Source organism: Pseudomonas tremae (assembly GCF_023278125.1).
Classification (GTDB): Bacteria; Pseudomonadota; Gammaproteobacteria; order Pseudomonadales; family Pseudomonadaceae; genus Aquipseudomonas; species Aquipseudomonas tremae.
Genome location: NZ_CP066270.1, coordinates 1,338,449 through 1,361,488, shown reverse-complemented (window position 1 = coordinate 1,361,488; position 23,040 = coordinate 1,338,449). Strand labels below are relative to the sequence as shown.

Below are 23,040 nucleotides of genomic sequence, written 5' to 3'. Positions count from 1 at the left end.
CTCGTTCTGTTGCCTGTCTGGCATCATGCACCAAAGCAACGTCGTGCCCAACCCCCTGCAAGGCAACTCAGATAAACCCGAGGGTTGCCGAGCTACGGCACGACAGGCCAAGATAGCGACTGCGTTCACTATCGACTGAAAACATGAAATTCTGCAGCCAGTGCGGCAACCCGGTCATTCAGCGTATCCCCGAGGGCGACAGTCGTTTGCGGTACGTCTGCGAGCATTGTCATACCATCCATTACCAGAACCCGAATATTGTCGCGGGCTGTCTGGTGACGCTGGGTGAAAAGGTTTTGCTCTGCCGTCGCGCCATCGAGCCGCGTCTGGGCTTCTGGACATTGCCGGCCGGTTTCATGGAAAACGGCGAAACCGTCGAGCAGGCCGCGCGTCGGGAAACCGTCGAAGAAGCCTGCGCCACATTGGCCGGGCTACACTTGTATACGCTGATTGATGTTCCGCATATCAATCAGGTGCATGTTTTTTATCGTGCAGAAATGGCCTCCGAAACGTTCGCCGCCGGTATAGAGAGCCTGGAAGTGCAGTTATTCGACGAAGCCGACATTCCGTGGGCGGACCTGGCTTTCATGACGGTCAGGCGTACTCTAGAATGCTTCTTCGCGGATCGGCGTCGGCAGACTTACCCGGTTCATACCAGCGCCCTCCCCCCGTCACGTCCGATGCTGGACACCTGAGCCAGGGCTGCAAATAACATCGGCCTGTCATCGATAACGATCGTTATCCATGAATCAAGGCCGTCAGGGAAATCGTAATGCGCTGGTTGCTCGCGTTCTTCTGCATGTCATTCTTGCCACTGTCGCAGGCTGCGTTCACGCAGACTATTGTGCCCAAGGGCAGCGAACAGAAAATCATCAACAATAAAGTTATCAATACCGAAAGCATTGCCAGTAAGAAGATCGACAAGGTGCTGGTACTCAAATCGGCGCGTCAGTTGCAGTTGATCAGCGACGGTGAAGCCTTGAAGACCTATCGCATCTCCTTGGGTAAAAACCCCAAGGGCACCAAACTTCAGGAAGGCGATCAACGTACTCCAGAGGGTTTTTACTGGCTCGACTGGCGCAAGCCCAGTAACAATTACAACCTGTCGATGCACATTTCCTACCCGAACATCACCGACTCGGCGCGGGCGCGCAACGAAGGCGTCAAACCGGGCAGCATGATCATGATCCATGGCACGCCGGTGGATGAGGAATATCCGGAGTGGTATTTCCATACGCTTGACTGGACCAACGGCTGCATTGCGATGAAGAACAACGACATGCGTGAAGTCTGGGACTTGGTGAAAGACGGGACAATGATCGAAATTCGACCCTGATCATTGCAAGGGGTTAGAGCGCTGCCCCGCACAATCAAGACCAGACGTAGAGCGTCTAGAACTGCATGCCAACGCGGAGCATTGGCACAATAATCAGCCTGACGCTCAGCGTTGCAATGCCTTTCCGGACGCTCTGCGTCCAGCCCTGGATGCGCCTCAGAACTCTTCCAGACGCCATACTTCGTAAGCAGGCGTTTCATAGGGATGACTCTGTTTGAGCGCCACTACCGCTTGCGCGATCAGTTCGTCCGCAACGACCAGCTCGACTTTCCATTCGTCCACCTGCTCGACCACGCCACTCTGCCCGAGAAATGGCTGACTGCCATTCAGCGGGCGGAACTGGCCTTGGCCGAGCACCTGCCATGAGCATTGATCGTAAGCACCGATTCGCCCTGCACCAGCTGCGAATACAGCGCTCTTGACCTCGTCCACATGGCTCGCTGGCACAAAGAAAGCGAGCTTGTACACGAGCCTTAGTTAACCCACGCCCGCGCATTGCGGAACATGCGCATCCAGGCCGCATCTTCATTCCAGTCCTCTGGACGCCACGAGTTCTGCACCGCGCGGAACACTCGTTCCGGGTGCGGCATCATGATGGTGACGCGACCGTCGAGGGTGGTCATGCCGCCGATACCCCGTGGCGAGCCATTCGGGTTGGCCGGATAGGCTTCTGTGACCTTGCCGTGGTTGTCCACGAAACGCAGTGCCACGGTACCGGAGACGTCTGCCTCGAGCAGCGCATCGTCGTTGCGGAATTCCGCATGACCTTCGCCGTGCGCGATGGCGATAGGCATGCGCGAACCGGCCATGCCTTGCAGGAAGATCGACGCCGACTCCTGCACCTGCACCATTGCCACGCGCGCTTCGAATTGCTCGGAGCGGTTACGTACAAAGTGCGGCCAGAACTCGCTCCCTGGAATCAGCTCATGCAGATTGGAGAGCATCTGGCAGCCATTGCACACGCCCAGCGTAAAGCTGTCGGAACGCTCGAAGAAGCCTTGGAACGCATCACGCGCGCGGCTGTTGAACAACGCCGACTTGGCCCAGCCTTCGCCGGCACCCAACACGTCGCCGTAAGAAAAGCCGCCACAAGCCACCATGCCCTTGAAGTCGTTCAGATCGACACGACCGGCGAGGATGTCACTCATGTGTACGTCGATTGCGTTGAAACCGGCGCGGTCAAAGGCTGCAGCCATCTCGACCTGACCGTTGACGCCCTGCTCGCGCAGAACGGCCACTTGAGGGCGGATACCGGTCTTGATGTAAGGCGCAGCGATATCTTCGTTGACGTCGAAGCCCAGTTTGACAGTCAAACCCGGGTTATCTTCTTCCAGCAGTGCGTCGAACTCCTGATCGGCACACTCGGCGTTGTCGCGCAGGCGCTGGATCTGGTAGCTGGTCTCGGCCCATTGACGCTGCAACAGACGGCGCTGGCCGCTGAACACCGGCTCGCCGTGGAAGCTGATCGACACTTCGTCGTTATTGATCGGCTGCCCGATCACCGCAACGCAATCCGCCAGACCAGCCGCGCTGAATTGCGTCAGCACCAGAGGCGTAGCGTCCTGACGAACCTGGATGACCGCACCCAGCTCTTCATTGAACAGGATGGCCGCGATTTCTGAAACATTGTCAGCCAGACCGTCGAGGTGCAGGTTAAGGCCGCAGTGACCGGCGAACGCCATTTCCAGCGTGCTGACCAGCAGACCGCCATCAGAACGGTCGTGATAGGAAAGAATATGGCCATCGGCGTTCAGGCCCTGAATCACGGTGAAGAATGCTTTCAGGTCTTCCGCATCGTCGACATCCGGTGCAACGCGCCCAAGTTTGCCGTGCGTCTGCGCAAGGATCGAGGCGCCCATACGGTTCTGGCCACGACCCAGGTCGATCAGGATCAGGTCAGTGATGCCCTTGTCCATGCGCAGTTCGGGCGTGAGGGTCTGACGGATATCGACCACCGGCGCAAAGCCGGTCACGATAAGCGACAGCGGCGAAGTCACACTTTTCTCGGTGCCTTCGTCGCTCCATCGGGTCTTCATGGACATCGAGTCCTTGCCCACTGGAATGGTAATCCCCAGTTCCGGGCAAAGCTCCATGCCGACCGCTTTCACGGTGTCATACAGACGCGCATCTTCGCCGGGATGCCCGGCAGCCGACATCCAGTTAGCCGACAGCTTGATGTCGGACAGCTTGGCAATACGCGAGGCGGCAATGTTGGTCAGCGTCTCGCCGATCGCCATGCGGCCCGAAGCCGGGGCATCCAGCAGCGCCAGCGGTGTGCGCTCGCCCATAGCCATTGCTTCACCGGTGTTGACGTCAAAGCTGGTCGCCGTCACGGCGCAATCAGCCACAGGCACCTGCCAGGGGCCGACCATCTGATCGCGAGCCACAAGGCCTGTGATGCTGCGGTCACCGATGGTAATCAGGAAGCTTTTGCTGGCCACGGCCGGGTGACGAAGCACACGCTGCACACTTTCTTCGATGTCCAGCGTACTCGGGTCGAAATCATCGCCGATCTCGGCTTCACGCTCGACCGAGCGGTGCATGCGCGGCGCCTTGCCGAGCAGCACTTCCAGCGGCATATCCACCGGGCTGTTGCCGAAGTGGCTGTCGGTCACGGTCAGTTGTGGCTCGGCAGTGGCTTCGCCGACCACTGCAAACGGGCAGCGCTCACGCTCACAGATAGCCTTGAAGCGCTCGAAGTCTTCGACGCCGACCGCGAGCACATAACGCTCCTGGGATTCGTTGCTCCAGATTTCCAGCGGGGCCATGCCCGGCTCGTCATTGGGCACGTTGCGCAGTTCGAAACGACCGCCGCGATCGCCATCATTGACCAGTTCAGGGAAGGCGTTGGACAAACCACCGGCACCGACGTCATGGATAAAGCTGATCGGGTTGCGATCGCCCAGCTGCCAGCAGCGGTCGATGACTTCCTGACAACGACGCTCCATTTCAGGGTTTTCACGCTGAACAGAAGCGAAATCAAGGTCTGCAGAGCTGGTGCCAGTCGCCATCGAAGACGCCGCGCCGCCGCCCAGACCGATCAGCATGGCTGGACCGCCCAGCACGATCAGCTTGGAACCGACAGTAATCTCGCCCTTCTGGACGTGATCTTCGCGGATATTGCCCATACCGCCTGCCAGCATGATCGGCTTGTGGTAACCACGCACCTCATCACCATGCGGTGTGGTAATGGATTGCTCGAAGGTGCGGAAATAACCCGTCAGCGCAGGACGGCCGAACTCGTTATTGAACGCCGCGCCACCCAGCGGGCCTTCAATCATGATGTCCAGCGCCGTCACGATGCGCTCGGGCTTGCCATAAGGCACTTCCCAAGGCTGCACGAAACCGGGGATCTGCAAGTTGGACACGGTGAAACCGGTCAGACCGGCCTTGGGCTTGGCGCCGCGACCGGTTGCACCTTCGTCGCGAATCTCGCCGCCGGAACCGGTGGCTGCGCCAGGAAACGGAGCGATCGCAGTCGGGTGGTTATGGGTCTCGACCTTCATCAGAATGTGCACCGGCTCCTGTACCGCACCGTACTGGCGGGTTTCAGGGTCCGGGAAGAAGCGCCCGGCGACGTTGCCGACGATCACCGACGCGTTGTCCTTGTAAGCGGACAGCACACCTTCGCTGTGCATCTGATAGGTGTTCTTGATCATGCCGAACAGGCTTTTTTCCTGGCTTTGCCCGTCGATGTCCCAACTGGCGTTGAAAATCTTGTGGCGGCAATGCTCGGAGTTCGCCTGGGCAAACATCATCAGCTCGATGTCATGAGGGTTGCGCCCCAGGCCATTGAAGCTGGTGATCAGGTAATCGATTTCATCTTCGGCAAGGGCCAGGCCCAGTTCGACGTTGGCCTTCTCCAGCGCAGCACGACCGCCTCCCAGAATGTCCACAGCGGTCAGCGGCTTTGGCTGAGCGTGACTGAACAGACCCGCGGCCTGGTCGTGATCACCCAATACCAGCTGTGTCATGCGGTCGTGCAGGCTGTCGGCGATGGCCTGAGCTTCTGTTTCACTGAACTGGCCTTCTACATAGAAGGCAATCCCGCGCTCGATGCGCTGAATTTTGCTCAGACCGCAGTTGCGAGCGATATCGCTGGCCTTGCTCGACCAGGGAGAAATGGTGCCAAAACGTGGCAACACCAGAAACAGACGACCACTCGGCTCTTGAACCGGCACGCTTGGGCCGTATTTCAGGAGACGGTCGAGAACCTGCTGTTCTTCGCTGGTCAGAACGTCGGTGACGTCAGCGAAGTGGGCGAATTCGGCGTACAAGCCACTGACAGCTGAAACTTTTTGTTTCAGTTGTTCCAGTAATTTGCTGTGGCGAAAGGCAGAAAGGGCAGGAGCACCGCGCAGGATCAACATCTTCGGGACAGCCTCGAGAAGGGGGTGTGCTTTGAGGCCGCGTATTCTAGCCTAAACCGGGCCTTTGATCACTCAAAACGGCAGCCCCTCATGCGCGCAAATGTCGCTGCGCTCGAAAAAAGCCGACAAATGCCTGAAAAATACCTTCGCCTATCAGACGCAAGCATCACTGTCGAGATATGGCGCCCGGTGCGCTTTGCGTATACTGCACCGATGTTCTTCAGACCAGATTTCCGCCCACGTTGCGCCAAGTGGCTCATCGCAACCGGACTCTTCCTGATGCTCGGCGCCTGCGTGGAGAAACCCACCACACTGGAACGAGTCAAGGAGGACGGTGTTCTGCGCGTGATCACCCGTAACAGCCCGGCGACTTATTTCCAGGATCGCAACGGTGAAACCGGCTTCGAGTACGAGCTGGTCAAGCGTTTCGCCGAAGATCTAGGCGTCGAACTGAAAATCGAAACGGCCGACAATCTCGACGATCTGTTCGATCAGATGAACAAACCGGGCGGCCCGGTGCTTGGCGCAGCCGGGCTGATCGACACGCCAAAGCGCAAGCAACAGGCGCGCTTCTCGCACTCCTATCTGGAAGTCACCCCTCAGGTTGTGTACCGCAATGGCCAGTCGCGCCCGACTGACCCCGCCGAGCTGGTGGGCAAACGTATAGTGGTGCTCAAGGGGAGCGCCCATGCCGAACAGCTGGCGGCGCTCAAGGAAAAGAATCCTGCCATTGAATATGAAGAGTCGGACGCGGTCGAGGTCGTCGATCTCCTGCGGATGGTGGATGAGGGCCAGATTGACCTGACACTGGTCGACTCCAACGAACTGGCGATGAATCAGGTGTATTTCCCCAACGTACGCGTCGCGTTCGACCTGGGCGAGGCCCGCCAACAGCGCTGGGTCGTTGCTCCGGGGGAAGACAACAGCCTGCTCAACGAAATCAATGCCTACCTCGACAAGGTCGAGAAGAACGGCACGCTGCAGCGCCTCAAGGACCGCTACTACGGGCACGTTGACGTACTTGGCTACGTCGGCGCCTATACCTTCGCCCAGCACCTGCAGGAGCGCCTGCCCAAATACGAAAAGCACTTCCAGTTATCTGCCAAGAAAGAGCAAGTCGACTGGAGGTTGCTGGCCGCTATCGGCTATCAGGAATCGATGTGGCAACCGGCAGTGACGTCAAAAACCGGTGTGCGCGGCCTGATGATGCTCACCCAGAACACGGCTCAAGCCATGGGCGTGACCAACCGGCTGGATGCCCGACAGAGCATTCAAGGCGGGGCAAAGTATTTTGCCTACGTGAAGGATCAACTGGACGACTCTATTAAAGAGCCAGATCGCACATGGCTGGCTCTCGCTTCCTACAACATTGGTAGCGGCCACCTCGAAGATGCGCGCAAACTCGCCCAAACCGAGGGGCTGAATCCCGATAAATGGCTCGACGTGAAAAAAATGCTGCCGCGTCTGGCACAAAAGAAGTGGTACAGCAAAACCCGATACGGCTATGCCCGAGGCGGTGAGCCGGTGCATTTCGTTGCCAACATTCGCCGCTATTACGACATTCTGACCTGGGTCACTCAGCCGCAGCTTGAAGGCAGCCAGGTGGCCGATGGCAATCTGCACGTGCCAGGTGTCGACAAGACGCAACCCGCCGTACCGCCCGGTCCGGCGCCTGCCAGCAACGAAGAAAAACCGGCGCTCTAACTCGCCTGGCCTTTACTCGCCTCTCTGGCCGCTCGGCGCATTCTGAAAAACTCGCTCAGCATCGCGCCACACTCCTCGCCCAGCACTCCGCCTTCGAACAGGACGCGATGGTTGAGAAAGGCCTGACTGAAAAACTGCCCTTGGCTCTGAACAATGCCCGCCTTGGGTTCAAGCGCGCCGTAGACCACGCGCGCCACACGCGAATGCACGATTAACCCGGCGCACATGCTGCACGGCTCAAGTGTCACGTAAAGCGTGCTGCCCGGCAGCCGGTAATTGTCCAGCGCCTTTGCAGCCTCGCGAATCGCAACCATCTCGGCATGAGCGCTGGGGTCGCTGCCGCTGATCGGGCAATTGTAACCACGCCCGATAATCTCACCGTTGTGAACTACAACCGCGCCGACTGGGACTTCACCCAGCAACGCACCCTGGGCCGCCAACGCCAACGCTTCGCGCATAAAGTACTGGTCGTTACTGCGGTCAATGATCGGCGGCTGCCTCATCACGCCACCTCAATGGCGGCCATCAGGCCGGTTTCCATGTGATCGATGACGTGGCAATGGAACATCCACACCCCTGGGTTATCCGCCACCAGCGCGACCCGCGCCCGCTCATTGCGGCCCAGCAGGAAGGTATCGGTAAAGTAAGGGATGATCTTGCGCCGATTGGACGCAATCACCTTGAAACTCATGCCATGCAGGTGAATCGGGTGCTGATACTGCGTCATGTTCTTCAGTTCGAAAATGTAGCTGTTGCCGAGCTTCAGTTTGGCGATGGGGCGATCAGCACAGGTCTTGTCGGTAATATCCCAGGCCTGGCCGTTGATCTGCCACAGGCTGGGTGGCTTGCCATTGCCGGTGTTGACCGACATCGAGCCAACCCACTCGAAATTGAAATTGATTTTCTCGGCTTTATCCAGATCGGGCTCGGACACCGGATTGGCTGGCAGCTCGGGCGGCCACGAGCCGGGAGCATCATTATTGGCAACCGAACGAAATGTCCCCAGACGCACCGGGCCGTTGCGCAATGAAATCTCCTCACCCGCAGGCGGTGCCTTGATTGCTAGGCAGATGCGCATGCCCGGCCCCAGCCAGTATTCTTCACCAAACGGGCGCGGTGTGATCGGGTTGCCATCCAGCGCATAAATCTGCGCCTCGGCGTCCGGCAGATTGAGCCGATAGGTCACGGTATTGTCGAGGTTGAGCAGCCGCACTCGGGTAATCTGTCCGGCTGGCAGATCGATGACGGCCTGCGCAACGCCGTTCAACGTAGATAACCGCCCAGCCGTGCCTTCACGCGCCGCTTCACGCAGCACGCTGAACTCGGTGAATGCGCCCTCTTCGTCCACATGCCAGCTTTTCAGACTGACCGTGCGCTCATGGGCAAAGCCGGTCGGTTCGCGCTCTTCTACGATCAACGGCCCGACCAGCCCACGTCCCAGCTCTTCGCTGCTGCTGACGTGCGGGTGATACCAGTAGCTACCGGCGTCCGGCACACGGAATTTGTAATCGAAATACTCACCCGGCTTGACCGGCAGCTGCGAAACGTAAGGCACGCCGTCCATCTCCAGCGGCAACCGGATACCATGCCAGTGAATGGTGGTTTCGACCGGCAACTGATTGATGAAGCGCAACCGCAACCACTCGCCCTGCCGCACCCGCAACTCGGTACCTGGCGCAGAACCGCCAAATGCCCAGGCAGGCGTCTTGTGGCCCGCCACCAGCTCCACATCCAGCGGAGCAGCGATCAGCACAAAATCCGAACCAGCCTCCGATTCGCGACGTCCCATCCAGTAACGCGAAGCACCGCCTGCTCCAAGGCCGACTACAGCAAGACCGGCAATGCCTGTGAGGATTTGACGACGGGTGAAGGACATGAACGGCGGGACCTCTGAAACGAAAACTGAGGGCACCTGCGAGCAGATGCGAAGGGCGAATACGATACACCTGCATTTGGGGAAAGATAAGAGCAGAGGGTGCGAACTGATGTTGGGGCGTAAACAAGCCGGCAAAGCAGCTACGAACGCTGCGGCCGTCAGAGTCGCGAGAGGTTATTGCTGCCTGGCTCGTTCCAGCCATGCCTTATATGAAGAAGCGCGCACAAAACAGCTACTTCAGGCTGTGATTGTGTAGCTATGCCTGTCTGTAGAAACGTATCAAGACTATAAGCGGTGCATTTCCTCAGGTGCTAAATGCCCTTTTTATCAACACCTGTCGGGTGATCAAAAAAGGGCATATGGCTCTACACCATGCCAGCAATGGTCTTTACCGAATCCGGCGCGGCCTGAGACTCGGACATTGCCCCCGCAGCACCCAGAGCAACTACGGAAGCCGAACTGGCACGTCCACCCTTGATCCCGCCTGCAGCACCTTCAGCAGCCGCAATGCCTGTCTGCGCCGCCGCACCTGCACCGGCTTTCAAAGCACCTGTCAATCCGCCTTTCGAGTCACCTACCGCGACCAACACATTACTGGCGGCCGGCAAAGGCCATAGCTTTTTACCTGCTTCTCCTGCAAACGCCTGAAAATTGTCCTTGTTTGAAACGTCAGGCCGAACATGTGAATCATTGGCTTTATCCAGACGATGATCGCCCTTCAACGCTGCGTAGCCCTGCTCGACGAAGTCTTTCCAATTACCTGCTTCAGTACCATGCCTGGCATCACCGTCGTGGGTAATACCCTGCAAGTCACTGTCGTTCGTGCATTGGCGAGGGGCGCCATCTGCCTGATCTGAGCTATTGTTCCAGTTGAGCACTTTGGCGGCATTGTATGCAGCATCCGCCCGGGCTTTTGGATCAGCATTGTTTTGAGTCCAGTCACCTATCCTGGCGTAGGCTTCAGTACGTTTTATATCTTTCTGATCACCCAGGTTTTTCAGAATCGGATTGGCATCGATAATTTGCTCCGCAGTGCGGGTATCGCCCCGCGGCCGGCCTGAAGCATCACTCGGTTTGTCAGACAAATCCTTTTCCGTCTCGATGATCGAGCCATCAGCGTTGACAACACCCGGGTACTCCTTTTCCGGAGGCGGCGGTGTATCGTGCCGATTGATGGCTACCTGTGGCACTGGCTTGGCGCTAATGTCATCTAATAACCGCGTAGCCGTTGAACGCAACTGCGTGAGTAAATCTGCAAAGGCTGCTAAAGAACCAGACTTTTGGTCAGCGCTTACCTGGCTGACAGCCGGGCTCTGTAGTTCAGCGCGCTCATCGGAAGACGCGAAAGTAACATTTTCTTGTTCTGGCTTATTTGCCTTATGCAGACCATCGCTCAGTGTCTGGTGGGCGGTATAGCTTTTTGTTCCCGCATTGACGAGCGACGATGCAAAGTTTACGGCTGAAGTAGCCTTGTCCAGACGCGAACCACTTTTTTCGTCTGACTTTTTATCAGGGGCACCACGACTGCCAGCATCAGACGCGAGGGAGCCTGCATTCTTGTCTTTGCGTTTAGAGTCATCAGCCAGGACTTCGGTAGCCTTGGGCGCACTGATAGATCTTGAAGCTTTCATCACTTACTCCTCAGAATTTTTTTATCAATTATTCCTGATCAAGTTAGCGCTCAATTCAGTTCTCGGATTTTCAGCATGAACGCACTCATCGGTGGTCACCCAGCGCGAATGGGTTCCGAGATCAACTGATATCTGTTGCTTGTTTCCGCTTTTCGGCGCTCGGCTCACGAAGCCTTGCTGCCCTGGAAATGCTCGCCAGTGGAGAGAAGAATTGCTCGCCTGACGTGATGACTTTCAAGGCGGCGCAGTTGCAGAATCTTCATCCGTTGCGCGTGGCGTCCATTGATCCAGAAACGCTGCTACTTTTTCTTCGATATGGCTTTCGATAGTCCGCAAACGAAGCAAGGGGATAGCGCATTTACTCAGAATGCTGTTTTTCACAGCGTCGCGCTCAATCTGTACAGTATCGTTATGGTGACCGCCGTCGACTTCAATGACACCCAACGGGCTTTTCCCCACCTTGAAATAGAGCACAAAATCACAGCGGGCCGCGTTGTTCATGAACTCCAGCTCTCGTGTGGTGAAGTCGGCGCGGGTTACCGACACAAGTTGTTTGAGCAGAACCTCGCGATGAAACATGATGCCTTGACGGGCTTTGTGTTCCAGCGCCTCACGAAGTATCTGCGCCACAATTCGTTCGGACTTGACTGATACGTCTTCAGGGTCGAGCCTCTGGTCCAGGCGTTCCAGTGATTGGTCGAACTCTTTGTAGAGCAGATCGAACGCGGAGATAACCGGCGCACGATGCACCTGCCCGTTCTCTGCGTAATATTCCATGTAGCGGATAAGTGCGGCGATATGGCCATTACCAGCCTTGAATACGTTGTCGCCCGTGACCAGCGTGAACCTGCTCTTGGCTCTGGAAACTGCCACATTAACCATGCGAGCATCGTCTACAAAGCTCAAGCGTTTCGGGCTTTTATGCTTGTCCAGAACGGTAGAAAAAACGATCTCGTCGCACTCTCGCCCTTGAAATTTATGCACAGTGTCATTAACGAAATCTGCTGGCAGACACGAACTGGAAAGTACCGCCTGATTCTTGAAAGGTGCGATAAACCCTCTTCCATCCTCGCCTTCCCAGAGACTTTCCCCATTGCCCTCGAGCACCGCCAATAATGAGTCCAGTTCTCTCAGGTTGGAATTGTTGCGCGTATGGTTTCCCTTGGCGGTTACCACCAGCGTCAGTGCCTGCTCGCCGCCGTCCTGCGTCATCGGAACAAGCTGATTGTCATAGAACTGCTGATTGCAGAACTGAATGATCCGCGGATGACATCGGTAATGCTCTTTGAGCAATGTCATCGGGATTGAATCCCCGAATACACTGATGCATGAGTCCAGCATGCTGTACTTCTCGCAGTCATACCAAGGAGCTGGCGCCTCCAGTCCCAGTTTCTCCGGAATATGGGCAAGCTGCTTTCGATCACCCACGATAATAAGATTCTTCGCGCAACTCAGCGCCAGTACGCCGGGGACAATGTCCTGCTGCGAGGCCTCATCGATGATGACATAGTCCAGAACCGCCCTGCCCCCAAGGGAATTGACGATCGAATGCGTACTGCTGCCGATGACCGGATAGCGCTTTAAAAACGCATCGAGCCGCTTTTTGTAATTGATATCGAAGCTGTCATCGTCAGGAATATGAGACTGCAAATGGTGTTTCAGATGGTGCATCGAAGAGGCCGTCAGCTCTTCCAGCAGTGCCTTGAAATTACCGACCCTAAGCGCTTCCTCATGACCAGACAGTTCGGACTTTTTCTTCTGCAGCACCGCGTCGTAGTAATGAAGCTGCAAGCTATAAAAAGCTGACATGCGCTTCTCCCGGTCTTTCAGCGACCGGGTGCGCACTATTCTGAAGTTGAACAACAACCCGATCCGGTCCTTGATCCGGATCCGATCACCGGGAATGCGCGGCAGGTAGGCCATCAAATCCGTCGTTTTTCGTGGCGACAACCTGTACCTGTCATGGACAGGCACGATTCCATTTTCCTGCTGCCACTCAAGAAGGTAGCGCCGTTCTATCTCCAGCTCGTTAATTTCGATCTGTAACTGGGCCACTGCATTTTGCGCGCTCAGACAGCGTTTGAGTTGCTGCAGAACGCTCTGGATACTTTCAATTGAAGGCGCAGGCTCAAGGCCTGCTGAAGGCCGAGAAGACACATCGGCAAAAAATGCTTTCTGGTTTTTTTGGCTACCCAACCTCGCAACCAGATAGCCCAGCCCGCACTTGCCCAGCTTTTCATAGACATTCTCGACCGCAGGATTGTTATTGGACACCACCGCCACGGTTTTCCCTTGCAAGAGAATATTGGCAATGACGTTCAAGATTGTTTGCGTCTTGCCAGTACCGGGTGGTCCTTCGATCACACTTATTTGCGAACTGAAAGCCTGCTCGACCGCCTTGAGCTGACTTTCGTTAAGCCCGAATGGAAAGATAAACTTCCCCGGCGAGTCCAGTTTTGCTTGCTGCCTTTTACAGTACGCATGTAGCGCTGTGTCCGGAGACAACGAAAGGCTCCCCATCTGGCGAGCAACATTTTCGGCGATGCCCTTTTTGTCATCATCAGCCGCGTTGCTAACCCGAGCTTCAGCCACAGAGCGAAAATAAGTGAATGCAGGTTCATCGGTGATCGACGTCGGTGAAACGAGTTCGATGTTGTCCATCTTGAACAGGTATTTTTTCAAGCTTTTCGGATACTGAACGAGCGCGTATTTTTCGCCATATATCTCCACCTTCTCGACGGGATTGAGCACAGCGCTTCCTTTTTTCAGAAGAAGCATGCCCTTCAGCTCAAGGGTGGGAACGATCTTACAGTCGCTAAGCGGGCTGTCGTCAGACGGTTGAGAGGGGTAATGACACGTCAGCGTGAATTCGTCCTGAGTATTCTTTTTTATAACCCAGTCGCTGACCTGTCGAGGCTTGTTTTCGCCACACACGTAGATAGAAACCATAAATCCCTTAAACAGGCTTGATGACGGCCTGTAAGCGTCCGTGCCGTAAAAATCCGAATTCCTGGATTCGGGTCACTTTCATTCTGGCATTGCTGATGGGTCGATACCAGCCCAGACGAAGGGCTCCATTGCTCATGTCAGCCTGGGTACAAATCCTCTGACGAGTGTGACAAAACCACCATCGCTTTAATCAATGGCACAACGTTTCACAACTTTTCACAACGATTTGCAGGTGATCGCAGTAAGAATCGCGGAACTCCATTTTCGCTTTCTTGCGGCCTTGCCTGTCAAGGCTCGCCTTACCTGACGAGGCGCTCATGAACATCACGCCCAAAAACGACACGCTCCCCCGCGAAGGTCTTTTGGATTTCGAATCGAAGCTCAAGCGCAGCATCGTATCGGCCAAAGGCAATGAGCAGAAAAAACCGGACCGTACTGCTACCGACAATGAACAGTGGCCGCCTGTTGAAGGCACTACCGTCTCGGTCGAGGAAAACGGCGATATGCGTTATGAGCGTGATGGGCAAGGCGTTGTAGTGGCGGCCTCGACCAATCCGAAGTTGTATCAGTTCCTCAAGCAACTCGATGCCCTTGGCCAAGCACCAGCGCAAAAATCGCAAGTCGAAAAAGCCATCACTGACGGCACTCAGGTCGCCGATCGCAATACCGAGTTGCCTGCATGGGGTGATATCAAGAACTTCGAATGGCAAGGCCAGCTTGAAACGGCCGACGTCATTACCTACGTCAAACAAGACGGCGAGAAGGTCACTGTTTCCAAGGCTCTGACACCAGAGTTATTTACTGCTGCGCAGCAAATGGGACTGTCGCGCGTCACCGTGGAAAACCGCGTCACTGATAACGGGCGGGAAGTGGCAGACGAGAATGTCTATGTCGCGGATCACGACATCATCAAGGCCGGCACCAAGGACGAACTGGGCAATGGTGTGATCGAGTTCGAGAGCCGAGACGGCAAACAATATGTGGTCTCCGAATACCAAAACAAAGAGCTGTACGACCGGGTTGCCGACAAGAGCAGCGCAGGCGTTCAGAGCGATGTGCAGAAGATCCGTGATGAACACGGCCTGGGCAATCTCGACGAACTGGATCTTCTCAGTAAACCCACAGGGGTGAAGTCTGACGAAAAGGACAAGAATTCCGAAAACCTGACCGTGGTCGAACTCGCCACAAAAAACCTGATGGACAAGTACCAAAAACTGGTCGATGACAAGAAAGTCGACAAGGACAGCGATGTTTACAAACTGGTCATGGCCATTCAAGCCAAGGCCGGGATGGAGAGTGGGCGCACCATCACGCCTTATATCGAAGAACCTCGCGGCGCCGAGTCATGGCGCAGGTTCGACAGCGAAGGCGAAACTCTGAACAATGCTGACATGCAGGACATCCTCAACGGCAATAACATCGATAAGGCGTTGACGGAGCTGTTTGCCAATGGCGATGGCGAGAAAGACAAGATAGGCAAGGAATATCAGGCCGAGATGGACGCCGCCATCGAGAAAGTCAGCGGTGGCGACAAGGAAGCACTGGCCAAAGACCTGCACGATAAGTTGGTCAGCAGCGAGTTTGTCGACTACCTCGCTGATCTGGACAAGGCCGGTAAAAAGTCCGAAGGACAATCTGACGTTGCACGTTTGCTTTCCAGCCTGGAACTTCTCGATCCGCAGTTGGCGAAAGACGCGCAGAATGAACTGCAAAAAAACAGCGTGATGGCCGAAGTCGACAAGTTGATGGCTGACCCCGGCGGCATCCCTGATGAATATAAAGAACTGGCCCAGAAGGACATTTTCTCTGCCCTCAAACAGGGTATCAAAGGTATGGCCGATATCCCCCGCCGTACCCAGGAGACGATCGAGAAGTTTATCAATGAAATGATAAACGACAAGAAAAAGGCCACTGACTTTCTGGAGCAGACGACCAAACTAAAAAACAACGAAATTACGCTGGACAAGTACAACGACTACATGGCCGATAAATACGTGGGTGCCGAGGATAAAGAGGGTTTCAAGAAAGCTATCGGCAAACTCAACCAGAGCGGCGTATTCGGTACTGCAGCTGGCTTTACCTCCCTGGGTGGCGCCATCTACATGTTGACGGCCAAGAACGGCCAGCTAGCGGACGATCCTCTGGAGCGCCTGGCTATTGCCAAAGACTTCATCACCTTCCTGGGCTCCGGCGCGCAGTTCGAAAAAACCGGCGTGTTCGAGTTGTTTACAAAGACCAACGTTGCGGAGCTGATCGGGCTGAGCAAGACCATACCGGAAATATGGGGCAAGGAAGGTTTGTGGGGCAAAAAGATCGAAGACGAGAAGGCGACCAACAACGTCCCTGCTGTGGATGACGGTCTGGAAAGTCGGCTGAACAGCGTTTACGAGTTGGACAGCATCAGAGCTGGTAGCAGTATCGGCGACGTGATGGATCAGATTGGCCTTATCAATGAGGTCAACGATGCAGGGCCGCTCGCGCAGGATGTCAGTCGCGAACTGCTCGACGAGATCGTGACCCGCTCTGGCGGCAACCCGCCCGCAGATTATTCGAAGTACGCCAATCTGAACGAATTGGCCGAAGACCTGAGGCTGAATATCAATCAGGATGCGGTGGTGCAGAGCATCAATTCTCAGCGCGCCTCAATCGACCTTCCAGCCCTGGATGCTGAAAGTCTGAACAGCATGGCAGTCGAGATGGAGCGTGCTGCCACAACGCCGGTTCCGGACTCTGCTTCCGGCTCTGGTTACGCCAGCTACAGCGACTCGTTATACGAACTTTACGACGCCGCCGTGCAGCGCTTCGTTGCAGAGGACATCACCCCGCCGACTCGTGAAGCATTCACTGCCGGGATTGAAGATCAACTGGAGCGTAATGGCCAGCCGGTTCCGGCGGAAAACGATCGAGTCAACTTGAGTGAAATGCTTGGCAACGACGAGATCGATCGCGAGTCGATCAATGTGATGCTCGAGGCCGATAATCACCCGATCCAGGCTGATGACGTCGTCGATAGCATGCGCAACTCGGTGGGTCAGGCTGTGGCTGGCAATGCAGGGGGTGCAGGTCTGGTAGACCCACAATCTGTTACACAAGGCGCTGCAAGTGCCGCACCGGAAGGAGCGGGCAAGGTGTCGTCCAGTGTCTCGGCGCGCATCGCCGGTACAGTGGTCAAGGTACTCGGCATCGCACCGGACGTCATGAGCATCGCCGACATCGTCATGGGCGGGATCGCCATCAAAAATGGCATCAAGACAGGCAGCGACCTGGAGATTGCCAATGGCAGTCTGCAAATCGTTTCGGGTGCCGCAGGCACTGCCGCGGCCGGCATCGGGATTGCCGTGGCATTCAGCAGAACTGCGAGCGCTATCGGCGCGTTAGCTGGTGCAACCGCGCCGCTATTTCTGGTAACCGCAGGCTTGGGGATCATTACCGGCATCATCAGCGTGTTCGTCGATCACCAGAAAAAACAAAAGGCCACCGACAAGGAAGGCCAATGGTTCAAGGATCAGGCCAACCTGGGCTTCGCTCAAGAAGACTGGGGCGACAAGCTGGAGTACGGACGCTACAGCTTCTACGAATACGAAGGCCGGGATGCACCCACCGATCAGAGCATCTTCGATTACCAGACCGATGAGTGGAAACACTTCCTTGAAACCCCTCAGGATCAAGGCTCGTCGATGATCCGTCTGGACGAAAGCGCGCATAAAGACAAAAACGGCATCATTGGCGAGAACACCAACGGCTTGCCAATGGACGTATACAACAAGGCGTATTACGACGCGCACAAGGAAGAGATCGAAACTATCCGCGAGAAATGGGACGACTGGAACGGCAAGGACGATATCGTCAGCAAGAAAGACTTCGAGAAGATTCTAAACAGCGGCGACGAGAAGGAAAAAGCGGCTGCAGAGTTTATCCTCAACGACAAGGGCTTCTTCGACTTGCTGGATAACCTCTGGAAAAAGGACAAGCGCGATACGAAGATCAGCACGGATGACCTGGATACCTGGCTCAAACTGATTGATGTAATGGACAGGACGCCGGGAGAGACGGTTTTTTATGAGAAACCCAAATCCAGCTCTTTTCCGGGCAGGTGAGTTTTTAATTGATTGAATGGGGGTGGTGCAGCTTCTGCTGGATGAATGACTGGTCAGTGGAAGCAGCGCCTGAAACTGCTTGAAAAGACAGCGCGCAAGTATCTCTCGATGCAGGCCACTGTGCACTCCTCCGTATATTCGCAGACGCCAAAACTACTCCCTTCCAAGGTCTCGCCCCACAGGCACATGGCTTGAGCGGCAGCGAGACCTTTCCGTGATCAGTCTCGCACGAGCTTCAGCATTCCGCCGTCATACCAGGAAAGAGCTAGCGACCCATCCTGTGCCATAAAAAATACCGGGGTTTCTTTATCAAAAGGACCCCAGCTTCCAGATTTGCATTCAACGCCATAGAGCACAGCTTTTTCGATGCCAAGCTTATGGAGTTGCGGCTCTAGTTCAGCTCCGGACATCGCCGGAAGCTTGTGAAAAACAGGCCCCCTGCATACATCTTCCGTCGAGTCTGTTGGAGCCTTCCATGCAAGTTGGTCGTGGCTGAAACTGAGACGTCGGCCCATGAGGCTTGGATCATCAGTTTCAAGCGCTTGCACGCCCGAGTCTGATACCGCTACGCCTGCAACATGCCAACTGCCATAAAGAGCGTTTTCTCCAGACTGATCGTGCTTTGAAGCATCCATATTCACTGCGCACCCTGTCAGCGACAGCATGATCAGGAGAGATGAGCTGAAAGAAAATCGGGATTTCATGAACGGGTTCCTTGGTTTTGGCGGATGCGAATATCGAAGCCTTCGGGTGGACAACACAGTAGCGCTGATTCTGCAGACCGGGTGTGATGGGACGACGGAAATTTCGGCGGTTTGTTATTAAAACCCCTACTGGGTCAGTTTTCGGTCAGCGGCAACAGATACGTGCAGGCATGATACGAGAGAGGCGCGTCAAGATTCTCGAAAAGGGACAGAAAAGTCGCTTTCGATCCCTTTTTCGGCGCCGGTGGGGGGTGAAAAGAGTTTTTTTGCCAACATCGACGCCACGTTGGCAGGGCGTCGATGATGTTTTTTCAGTTCATGACCCTGTATAGGAATTATTGAAATTCCTATACATAGAGGCCGGCATACCAGGTTTTTGCTGTACGCGCGATCACGGAACGATCCTAAAGGCGTAACTAGCGATATTGCCTTCGTTAAGCGGTTGCCTGTGCATCGGATGCCTAGGATCGCCTGCAAGGTATTGGGCAAGTTTTTTCATATCCATGAACACCAGTTCCTTATCTCCCTCCTGGCCGTAAGGTATCGACGCCAGACCTATCACCTGTTGACCCCGATTGCCCAGCGACAATTCCCCACCAAAAAGACAGTGCGTCGCGTCTTCCAAGCCATGGTCTGCCGCATCCTTGAAACCCAATTCTTCGGATTCAGCCTTCGAGATCGTACGCAGCTGACTAAATTGTGAGGATATATTCAGGGCTGTGCGTCTATTCATCTCAGCAGCCGACATAGACCTCCGATCAGTTGTAGTGGGGACGGCTGGACGAGGCGCTCGTTCAACGACCGGAGACGCACCTAACCTGCGGTTTAGCGCAACATTCAAATTAAGCAGGGGGTTGTTTAGAATGCTTTCGTTAGAGTCAATAGTTGGGAGAATACCCACACTCTGCAACCTGCGCCCTATATCCTCGGGTATCGGATGGCGTTGCATTACATAACTTTCAATAGCAGCGCGCAGGCGCTCCAGATCGCCCCCCTGTTCAGCAAATGCCTGCAGTGCGACATTGGCCATATTATCGCCAAGATTGCGCATCGCAGTCCTGTCAGGGGGTGTTTGTACCTGATTGACGCGTGCCGGGCGCCTGTCTACCGACGCCTGAGAGGTGGCAGTGTTCGAGGACCGTCCCTGGTTCGGCGTCATCAACCGGGCGAACCGTCCAAATAACGAACGTTGGCTGCTGCCCGCTGATGATGCCGCAGGGTTGGCCCTCGGCGGCGTTGGCGTCACAGCCGGTGCTGCCTGTGCTGCCTGTTGGCGAACCGCGCTACGGAGCGCATCACGGAGCTCAGTGGCAAGCTCTGAGTTTTGGCTGATTCCAGTCGCTAGCATGTCAGGGAAATGCTCCAGCAAAATACGCTGTTCGGCTGCAGAAAAAGCTACCCCGTGTCCATTGATCGCATTGCGAAACATCCTGCGAGTATGGGCAAGATCAGCGCCCGCACTGACCAATTGCTGAACGATCCTATTGGCGCGTGCCACTGCCCCTTCGCGCGGTACGCGGACATCAGCAGGTGCCTGCGTTGTGCGTCTTGCTGCTGTACCTGCACGCGGCGCTGCTGCATCAGCAGATGCTTGCGTTGTGCGTCTTGCTGCTGTACCTGCATGCGGCACTGCTGCATCAGCAGGTGCTTGCGTTGTGCGTCTTGCTGCTGTACCTGCATGCGGCGCTGCTGCATCAGCAGATGCTTGCGGCCTGTTGCGCGCTCCAGTGCCTTCCCCTGTCGGCATGCCCTGCTCGAGCCACTCTCTGGTTTGGCTCGACAACGGCCTGGATCGCAAAAGCCTCTGACGTCCGGCTGGTATCGGAGATGCGGGCGCGTTAGAAGAGGGCGGCACCTGCGGGCTGTTCGAGGAGCTGGCTTCGCTGCTGGAATCGCGTGCGCGCCCGGATGCTGGCTCAGGGTCTGTGTGCCCACTATAGTAAGCGCCCGATGGCCCTGCTCTACCACTGATACCCACAATAATACTGATCCTCTTCGGCTTTCTGGAAGCGGGTCAACTCACCCGTAAAATCAACCATGAGTGGCACGAGGGAAGAAAAAGTTCTGCCTGGGGGCCTACAGAATTCGGAAAAAATCGTACGTTAAGGTTTTCCGACTTGTCATAACGCCTGAATTTACCCTCTTCCAGCTTGCGGCTCTGCCGCCAGAGGTAATCGCCGATCAGGTTGACCCTGCTTGCAGTGGGATTCCATGGAAAAAAATACCATGCGCAGAAAAGTACTCATGCACCAGGTTAAAACCCAATGAAACCGGCGTGAAACCGGGCTGATGATGAGATTTGATACCATGCCCTTCCCTAATAAGGCGACATGGTATCGAGCACCAAGCATGGCATTTGGCTCAGTCAGCGCCCGATACCACATAAACACGGTGCTTGGCGATGCACAAAGCTGCCAGAATTTGCCAGACCCAAAAAGCCAAAAGCCCGCAATTACGCGGGCTCCAGGGCATTTCTTGCTAGTTGGTGCCGGACAATGCCGGACGTCCAATCATTCCCACTCTATTATAAATGGTATATTTATATCCCTATCTAGAGCGGTTATCGATGCTTTTTTCTTTCTGATACCATGAAAAATACCACACCCCTATTTAGCTGATTTTTTGCGAGGCCAACCCGGTACGCATCTACTCCAATGACTCGGCTAAGTCTCAGCGCAATTACTTCCGCTCGTCGAGGGGAAGCGCCAAAACGCGTCGGCGGGCCAACTCCGCTTGTGTACATTCAAAATGGCGACACCATATCCAGGCATAAAGCCTAGGTCACGGCCGGCAGTAGCCCTTGCACGTTCGGTTATTGGTTGGTCGCCATGGTTGCGGCTTCGGCCCAGAACCGCGCCCTTCCCGATAATGAACTCGACGCATTGTCGACAATCTTGCTCGACGCATTGCGTCGTTCGACAAGCCTGCGCTCGCCGATGCCAAGGCTCACATCGGCGCCGACGACGAGTCAGGCCTGGTGCACAGCGTGGTAGTCACAGCGGCCAATGTGGCAGACGTCACGCAGGTTGCCAAACTGCTGCACGGCAAGGAAAACGTAGTCTGCGCCGACGCAGGTTACACCGAGGTCGAGAAGCGCGAACAACATGCTGGCCGCAAGGTCATTTGGCAAATTGCTGCTCGCCGCAGCACTTACAAAAAGCACGGAAAACGCAGCGCTTTGTACAAGGCGATCCGCAAAATCGAGAAGGCCAAGGCCCAGGTTCGCGCCAAGGTCGAACATCCGTTTCGGGTAATCAAGCGCCAGTTTGGCTATGAAAAAGTGCGCTTTCGGGGCTTGGCAAAGAACACCGTGCAAATGGTGACGTTGTTCGCCCTGTCAAACCTGTGGATGGCCCACCGATATTTGTTGGCGAACGCAGGAGAGGTGCGCGCGTAATGCAGGAAATGGTTACTGCAAAGGGCTTTGCAGCGGCCGAAAGAGCTGAAAAACGAAGAGGATTGAGCGAATTTCGACATGCATCGTTTTTTGAAACGTGCCGAGGATTCGGTAGCCGGAAAATATCCGGCTATTTCAGAGCATCCCTAGAGAAAAGTGCTACTTTCTGCATAGCTAGTGGCAATTTTGCCTTTCTGGACGGTCTGAAGCGCTGGTTCGGTAGAAGCTTAGCGGGACTGCTGTAGTAAGGCTCCTACGAGCGTTTAGGAGACATTACACTTCTCGAATCGGCGTCAAGCGTAGAAAAATATTTCAAGACGAAATATTCTGCAGACTGGCTGAAGGCATCAGCTTCCGACCTTTTGCTAGCATTTCCCCGCAGTAGCAGCCGTAGGCGCATTCAAGGATATGTATATGACCATGGGTAGCCGACTTTGACAGCATGTTGAGTGGTCTTGCCGCCCACTGATTGTTTATTTTTCGACTTCAGGAATTCTTATCACATGGACTATGAGTTGCACGAAGGCAGTATCACACTGCCGGAAGGTTTTCAGGACCGCACGGTGAACATGTTTGTGCTGGGATCGACGCTCCCTGCCCCGTTGAGCATTACAGTGTCCAGAGACACCTTGCTGTCCACCGAGCTTCTCAAGACTTACGTTGATCGTCAGGTCAAAATGCTTTCGTCCAAGCTGCGCGGTTATACGCTCCTGAACAGAAAAGCGGTTTCGCTATCGACTGTGGCGCCCATAGAGGGCATTCAGATTGACGCGTATTACATGACCGAAGGGCGACCTTACTATCAGCGTCAGGCGGCATTTTTGATCGAGCCCGAGCGCGTGATTGTGTTCTCGACAACATCCCAGACAGATTTCAGTGACGAGCAGACCCAGGGTTGGGATCACCTGTTGACCAGTTTCCAGCCTCGTGTGCCTCACACCCCGCCAACCGACACCAGCGAACAGGAGTAAAGCTT

General features: G+C 55.5%; 14 protein-coding genes and 2 pseudogenes. 7 read left to right on the top strand and 9 right to left on the bottom strand.

Annotated features, from left to right (window positions below):
* Window positions 1–143: 143 nt before the first annotated feature.
* Window positions 144–695 (top strand): NUDIX hydrolase, encoded by a 552-nt coding sequence (locus tag I9H09_RS06255; RefSeq protein WP_024691347.1) that lies wholly within the window; start codon window positions 144–146, stop codon window positions 693–695.
* Window positions 696–916: 221 nt separating this feature from the next.
* Window positions 917–1,336, top strand: a pseudogene (locus I9H09_RS06250) (L,D-transpeptidase family protein); the annotation flags it as partial.
* Between the two features lie 156 nt (window positions 1,337–1,492).
* Here the strand turns inward: I9H09_RS06250 and I9H09_RS06245 are convergent.
* Together I9H09_RS06245 and purL are read right to left on the bottom strand one after the other, a co-directional pair.
* Entirely contained in the window at window positions 1,493–1,804 is a 312-nt protein-coding gene (locus I9H09_RS06245) for a YqfO family protein (protein WP_024671785.1), read from the bottom strand.
* A gap of 5 nt (window positions 1,805–1,809) precedes the next feature.
* Window positions 1,810–5,706 carry a phosphoribosylformylglycinamidine synthase gene (gene purL, locus I9H09_RS06240; protein WP_005891676.1) on the bottom strand — a complete coding sequence of 1,299 codons (3,897 nt, stop codon included), beginning with the start codon at window positions 5,704–5,706 and terminating at the stop codon, window positions 1,810–1,812.
* 213 nt (window positions 5,707–5,919) lie between these two features.
* Here purL and mltF point away from each other — a divergent pair, with 213 nt between their 5' ends.
* Complete coding sequence (gene mltF, locus I9H09_RS06235) at window positions 5,920–7,410, top strand: membrane-bound lytic murein transglycosylase MltF (protein ID WP_042932433.1); 1,491 nt, start codon at window positions 5,920–5,922, stop codon at window positions 7,408–7,410.
* Here mltF and tadA read toward each other — a convergent pair.
* The 4 genes from tadA to I9H09_RS06215 form a co-directional block, all read right to left on the bottom strand.
* On the bottom strand, window positions 7,407–7,913 hold the full coding sequence (tadA, locus tag I9H09_RS06230) for a tRNA adenosine(34) deaminase TadA (protein ID WP_024671782.1): 507 nt from the start codon (window positions 7,911–7,913) through the stop codon (window positions 7,407–7,409). The two genes, mltF and tadA, sit on opposite strands and share 4 nt — an antisense overlap.
* Window positions 7,913–9,286, bottom strand: a complete 1,374-nt coding sequence (locus tag I9H09_RS06225; protein ID WP_122347473.1) for a multicopper oxidase family protein — start codon at window positions 9,284–9,286, stop codon at window positions 7,913–7,915. The genes tadA and I9H09_RS06225 overlap by 1 nt, the downstream gene beginning before the upstream one ends.
* A gap of 365 nt (window positions 9,287–9,651) precedes the next feature.
* Window positions 9,652–10,917 (bottom strand): hypothetical protein, encoded by a 1,266-nt coding sequence (locus I9H09_RS06220; protein WP_122347474.1) that lies wholly within the window; start codon window positions 10,915–10,917, stop codon window positions 9,652–9,654.
* A gap of 234 nt (window positions 10,918–11,151) precedes the next feature.
* Window positions 11,152–13,866: an AAA domain-containing protein gene (locus I9H09_RS06215; RefSeq protein WP_183142478.1), complete on the bottom strand. Its 2,715-nt coding sequence runs from the start codon at window positions 13,864–13,866 to the stop codon at window positions 11,152–11,154.
* A 317-nt stretch (window positions 13,867–14,183) separates the two neighbouring features.
* Between I9H09_RS06215 and I9H09_RS06210 the strand changes: the two genes are divergently transcribed.
* Entirely contained in the window at window positions 14,184–17,963 is a 3,780-nt protein-coding gene (locus I9H09_RS06210) for a hypothetical protein (RefSeq protein WP_122347475.1), read from the top strand.
* 218 nt (window positions 17,964–18,181) lie between these two features.
* Here the strand turns inward: I9H09_RS06210 and I9H09_RS06205 are convergent, their stop codons facing one another.
* Together I9H09_RS06205 and I9H09_RS26880 are read right to left on the bottom strand one after the other, a co-directional pair.
* Window positions 18,182–18,667, bottom strand: a complete 486-nt coding sequence (locus tag I9H09_RS06205) for a hypothetical protein (protein WP_024670489.1) — start codon at window positions 18,665–18,667, stop codon at window positions 18,182–18,184.
* Between the two features lie 391 nt (window positions 18,668–19,058).
* Window positions 19,059–20,165: an Effector protein hopAB1 gene (locus I9H09_RS26880; RefSeq protein ID WP_268835737.1), complete on the bottom strand. Its 1,107-nt coding sequence runs from the start codon at window positions 20,163–20,165 to the stop codon at window positions 19,059–19,061.
* On the opposite strand from I9H09_RS26880, the gene I9H09_RS26875 reads away from it, so the two are divergent.
* Window positions 20,159–20,509, top strand: coding sequence for a hypothetical protein (locus I9H09_RS26875; RefSeq protein WP_183142479.1), 351 nt, complete (start codon window positions 20,159–20,161; stop codon window positions 20,507–20,509). The genes I9H09_RS26880 and I9H09_RS26875 overlap by 7 nt on opposite strands.
* A 970-nt stretch (window positions 20,510–21,479) precedes the next feature.
* Here the strand turns inward: I9H09_RS26875 and I9H09_RS06190 are convergent.
* Window positions 21,480–21,617: a hypothetical protein gene (locus I9H09_RS06190; protein WP_236502432.1), complete on the bottom strand. Its 138-nt coding sequence runs from the start codon at window positions 21,615–21,617 to the stop codon at window positions 21,480–21,482.
* On the opposite strand from I9H09_RS06190, the pseudogene I9H09_RS06185 reads away from it, so the two are divergent.
* A pseudogene (locus tag I9H09_RS06185) lies at window positions 21,609–22,064 on the top strand (IS5 family transposase); the annotation flags it as partial. The gene I9H09_RS06190 and the pseudogene I9H09_RS06185 sit on opposite strands and share 9 nt — an antisense overlap.
* 503 nt (window positions 22,065–22,567) lie before the next feature.
* On the top strand, window positions 22,568–23,035 hold the full coding sequence (locus I9H09_RS06180) for a DcrB-related protein (RefSeq protein ID WP_236502431.1): 468 nt from the start codon (window positions 22,568–22,570) through the stop codon (window positions 23,033–23,035).
* Window positions 23,036–23,040: the final 5 nt, after the last annotated feature.

Bases quoted from the DNA above. Each gene is read 5' to 3' on its own strand.
- I9H09_RS06210 (WP_122347475.1), top strand. From the start codon at position 14,184: ATGAACATCACGCCCAAAAACGACACGCTCCCCCGCGAAGGTCTTTTG.
- I9H09_RS06220 (WP_122347474.1), bottom strand. From the start codon at position 10,917: ATGAAAGCTTCAAGATCTATCAGTGCGCCCAAGGCTACCGAAGTCCTG.
- tadA (WP_024671782.1), bottom strand. From the start codon at position 7,913: ATGAGGCAGCCGCCGATCATTGACCGCAGTAACGACCAGTACTTTATG.
- I9H09_RS06255 (WP_024691347.1), top strand. From the start codon at position 144: ATGAAATTCTGCAGCCAGTGCGGCAACCCGGTCATTCAGCGTATCCCC.
- I9H09_RS06180 (WP_236502431.1), top strand. From the start codon at position 22,568: ATGGACTATGAGTTGCACGAAGGCAGTATCACACTGCCGGAAGGTTTT.
- mltF (WP_042932433.1), top strand. From the start codon at position 5,920: ATGTTCTTCAGACCAGATTTCCGCCCACGTTGCGCCAAGTGGCTCATC.
- I9H09_RS06225 (WP_122347473.1), bottom strand. From the start codon at position 9,286: ATGTCCTTCACCCGTCGTCAAATCCTCACAGGCATTGCCGGTCTTGCT.
- purL (WP_005891676.1), bottom strand. From the start codon at position 5,706: ATGTTGATCCTGCGCGGTGCTCCTGCCCTTTCTGCCTTTCGCCACAGC.
- I9H09_RS06215 (WP_183142478.1), bottom strand. From the start codon at position 13,866: ATGGTTTCTATCTACGTGTGTGGCGAAAACAAGCCTCGACAGGTCAGC.
- I9H09_RS06205 (WP_024670489.1), bottom strand. From the start codon at position 18,667: ATGAAATCCCGATTTTCTTTCAGCTCATCTCTCCTGATCATGCTGTCG.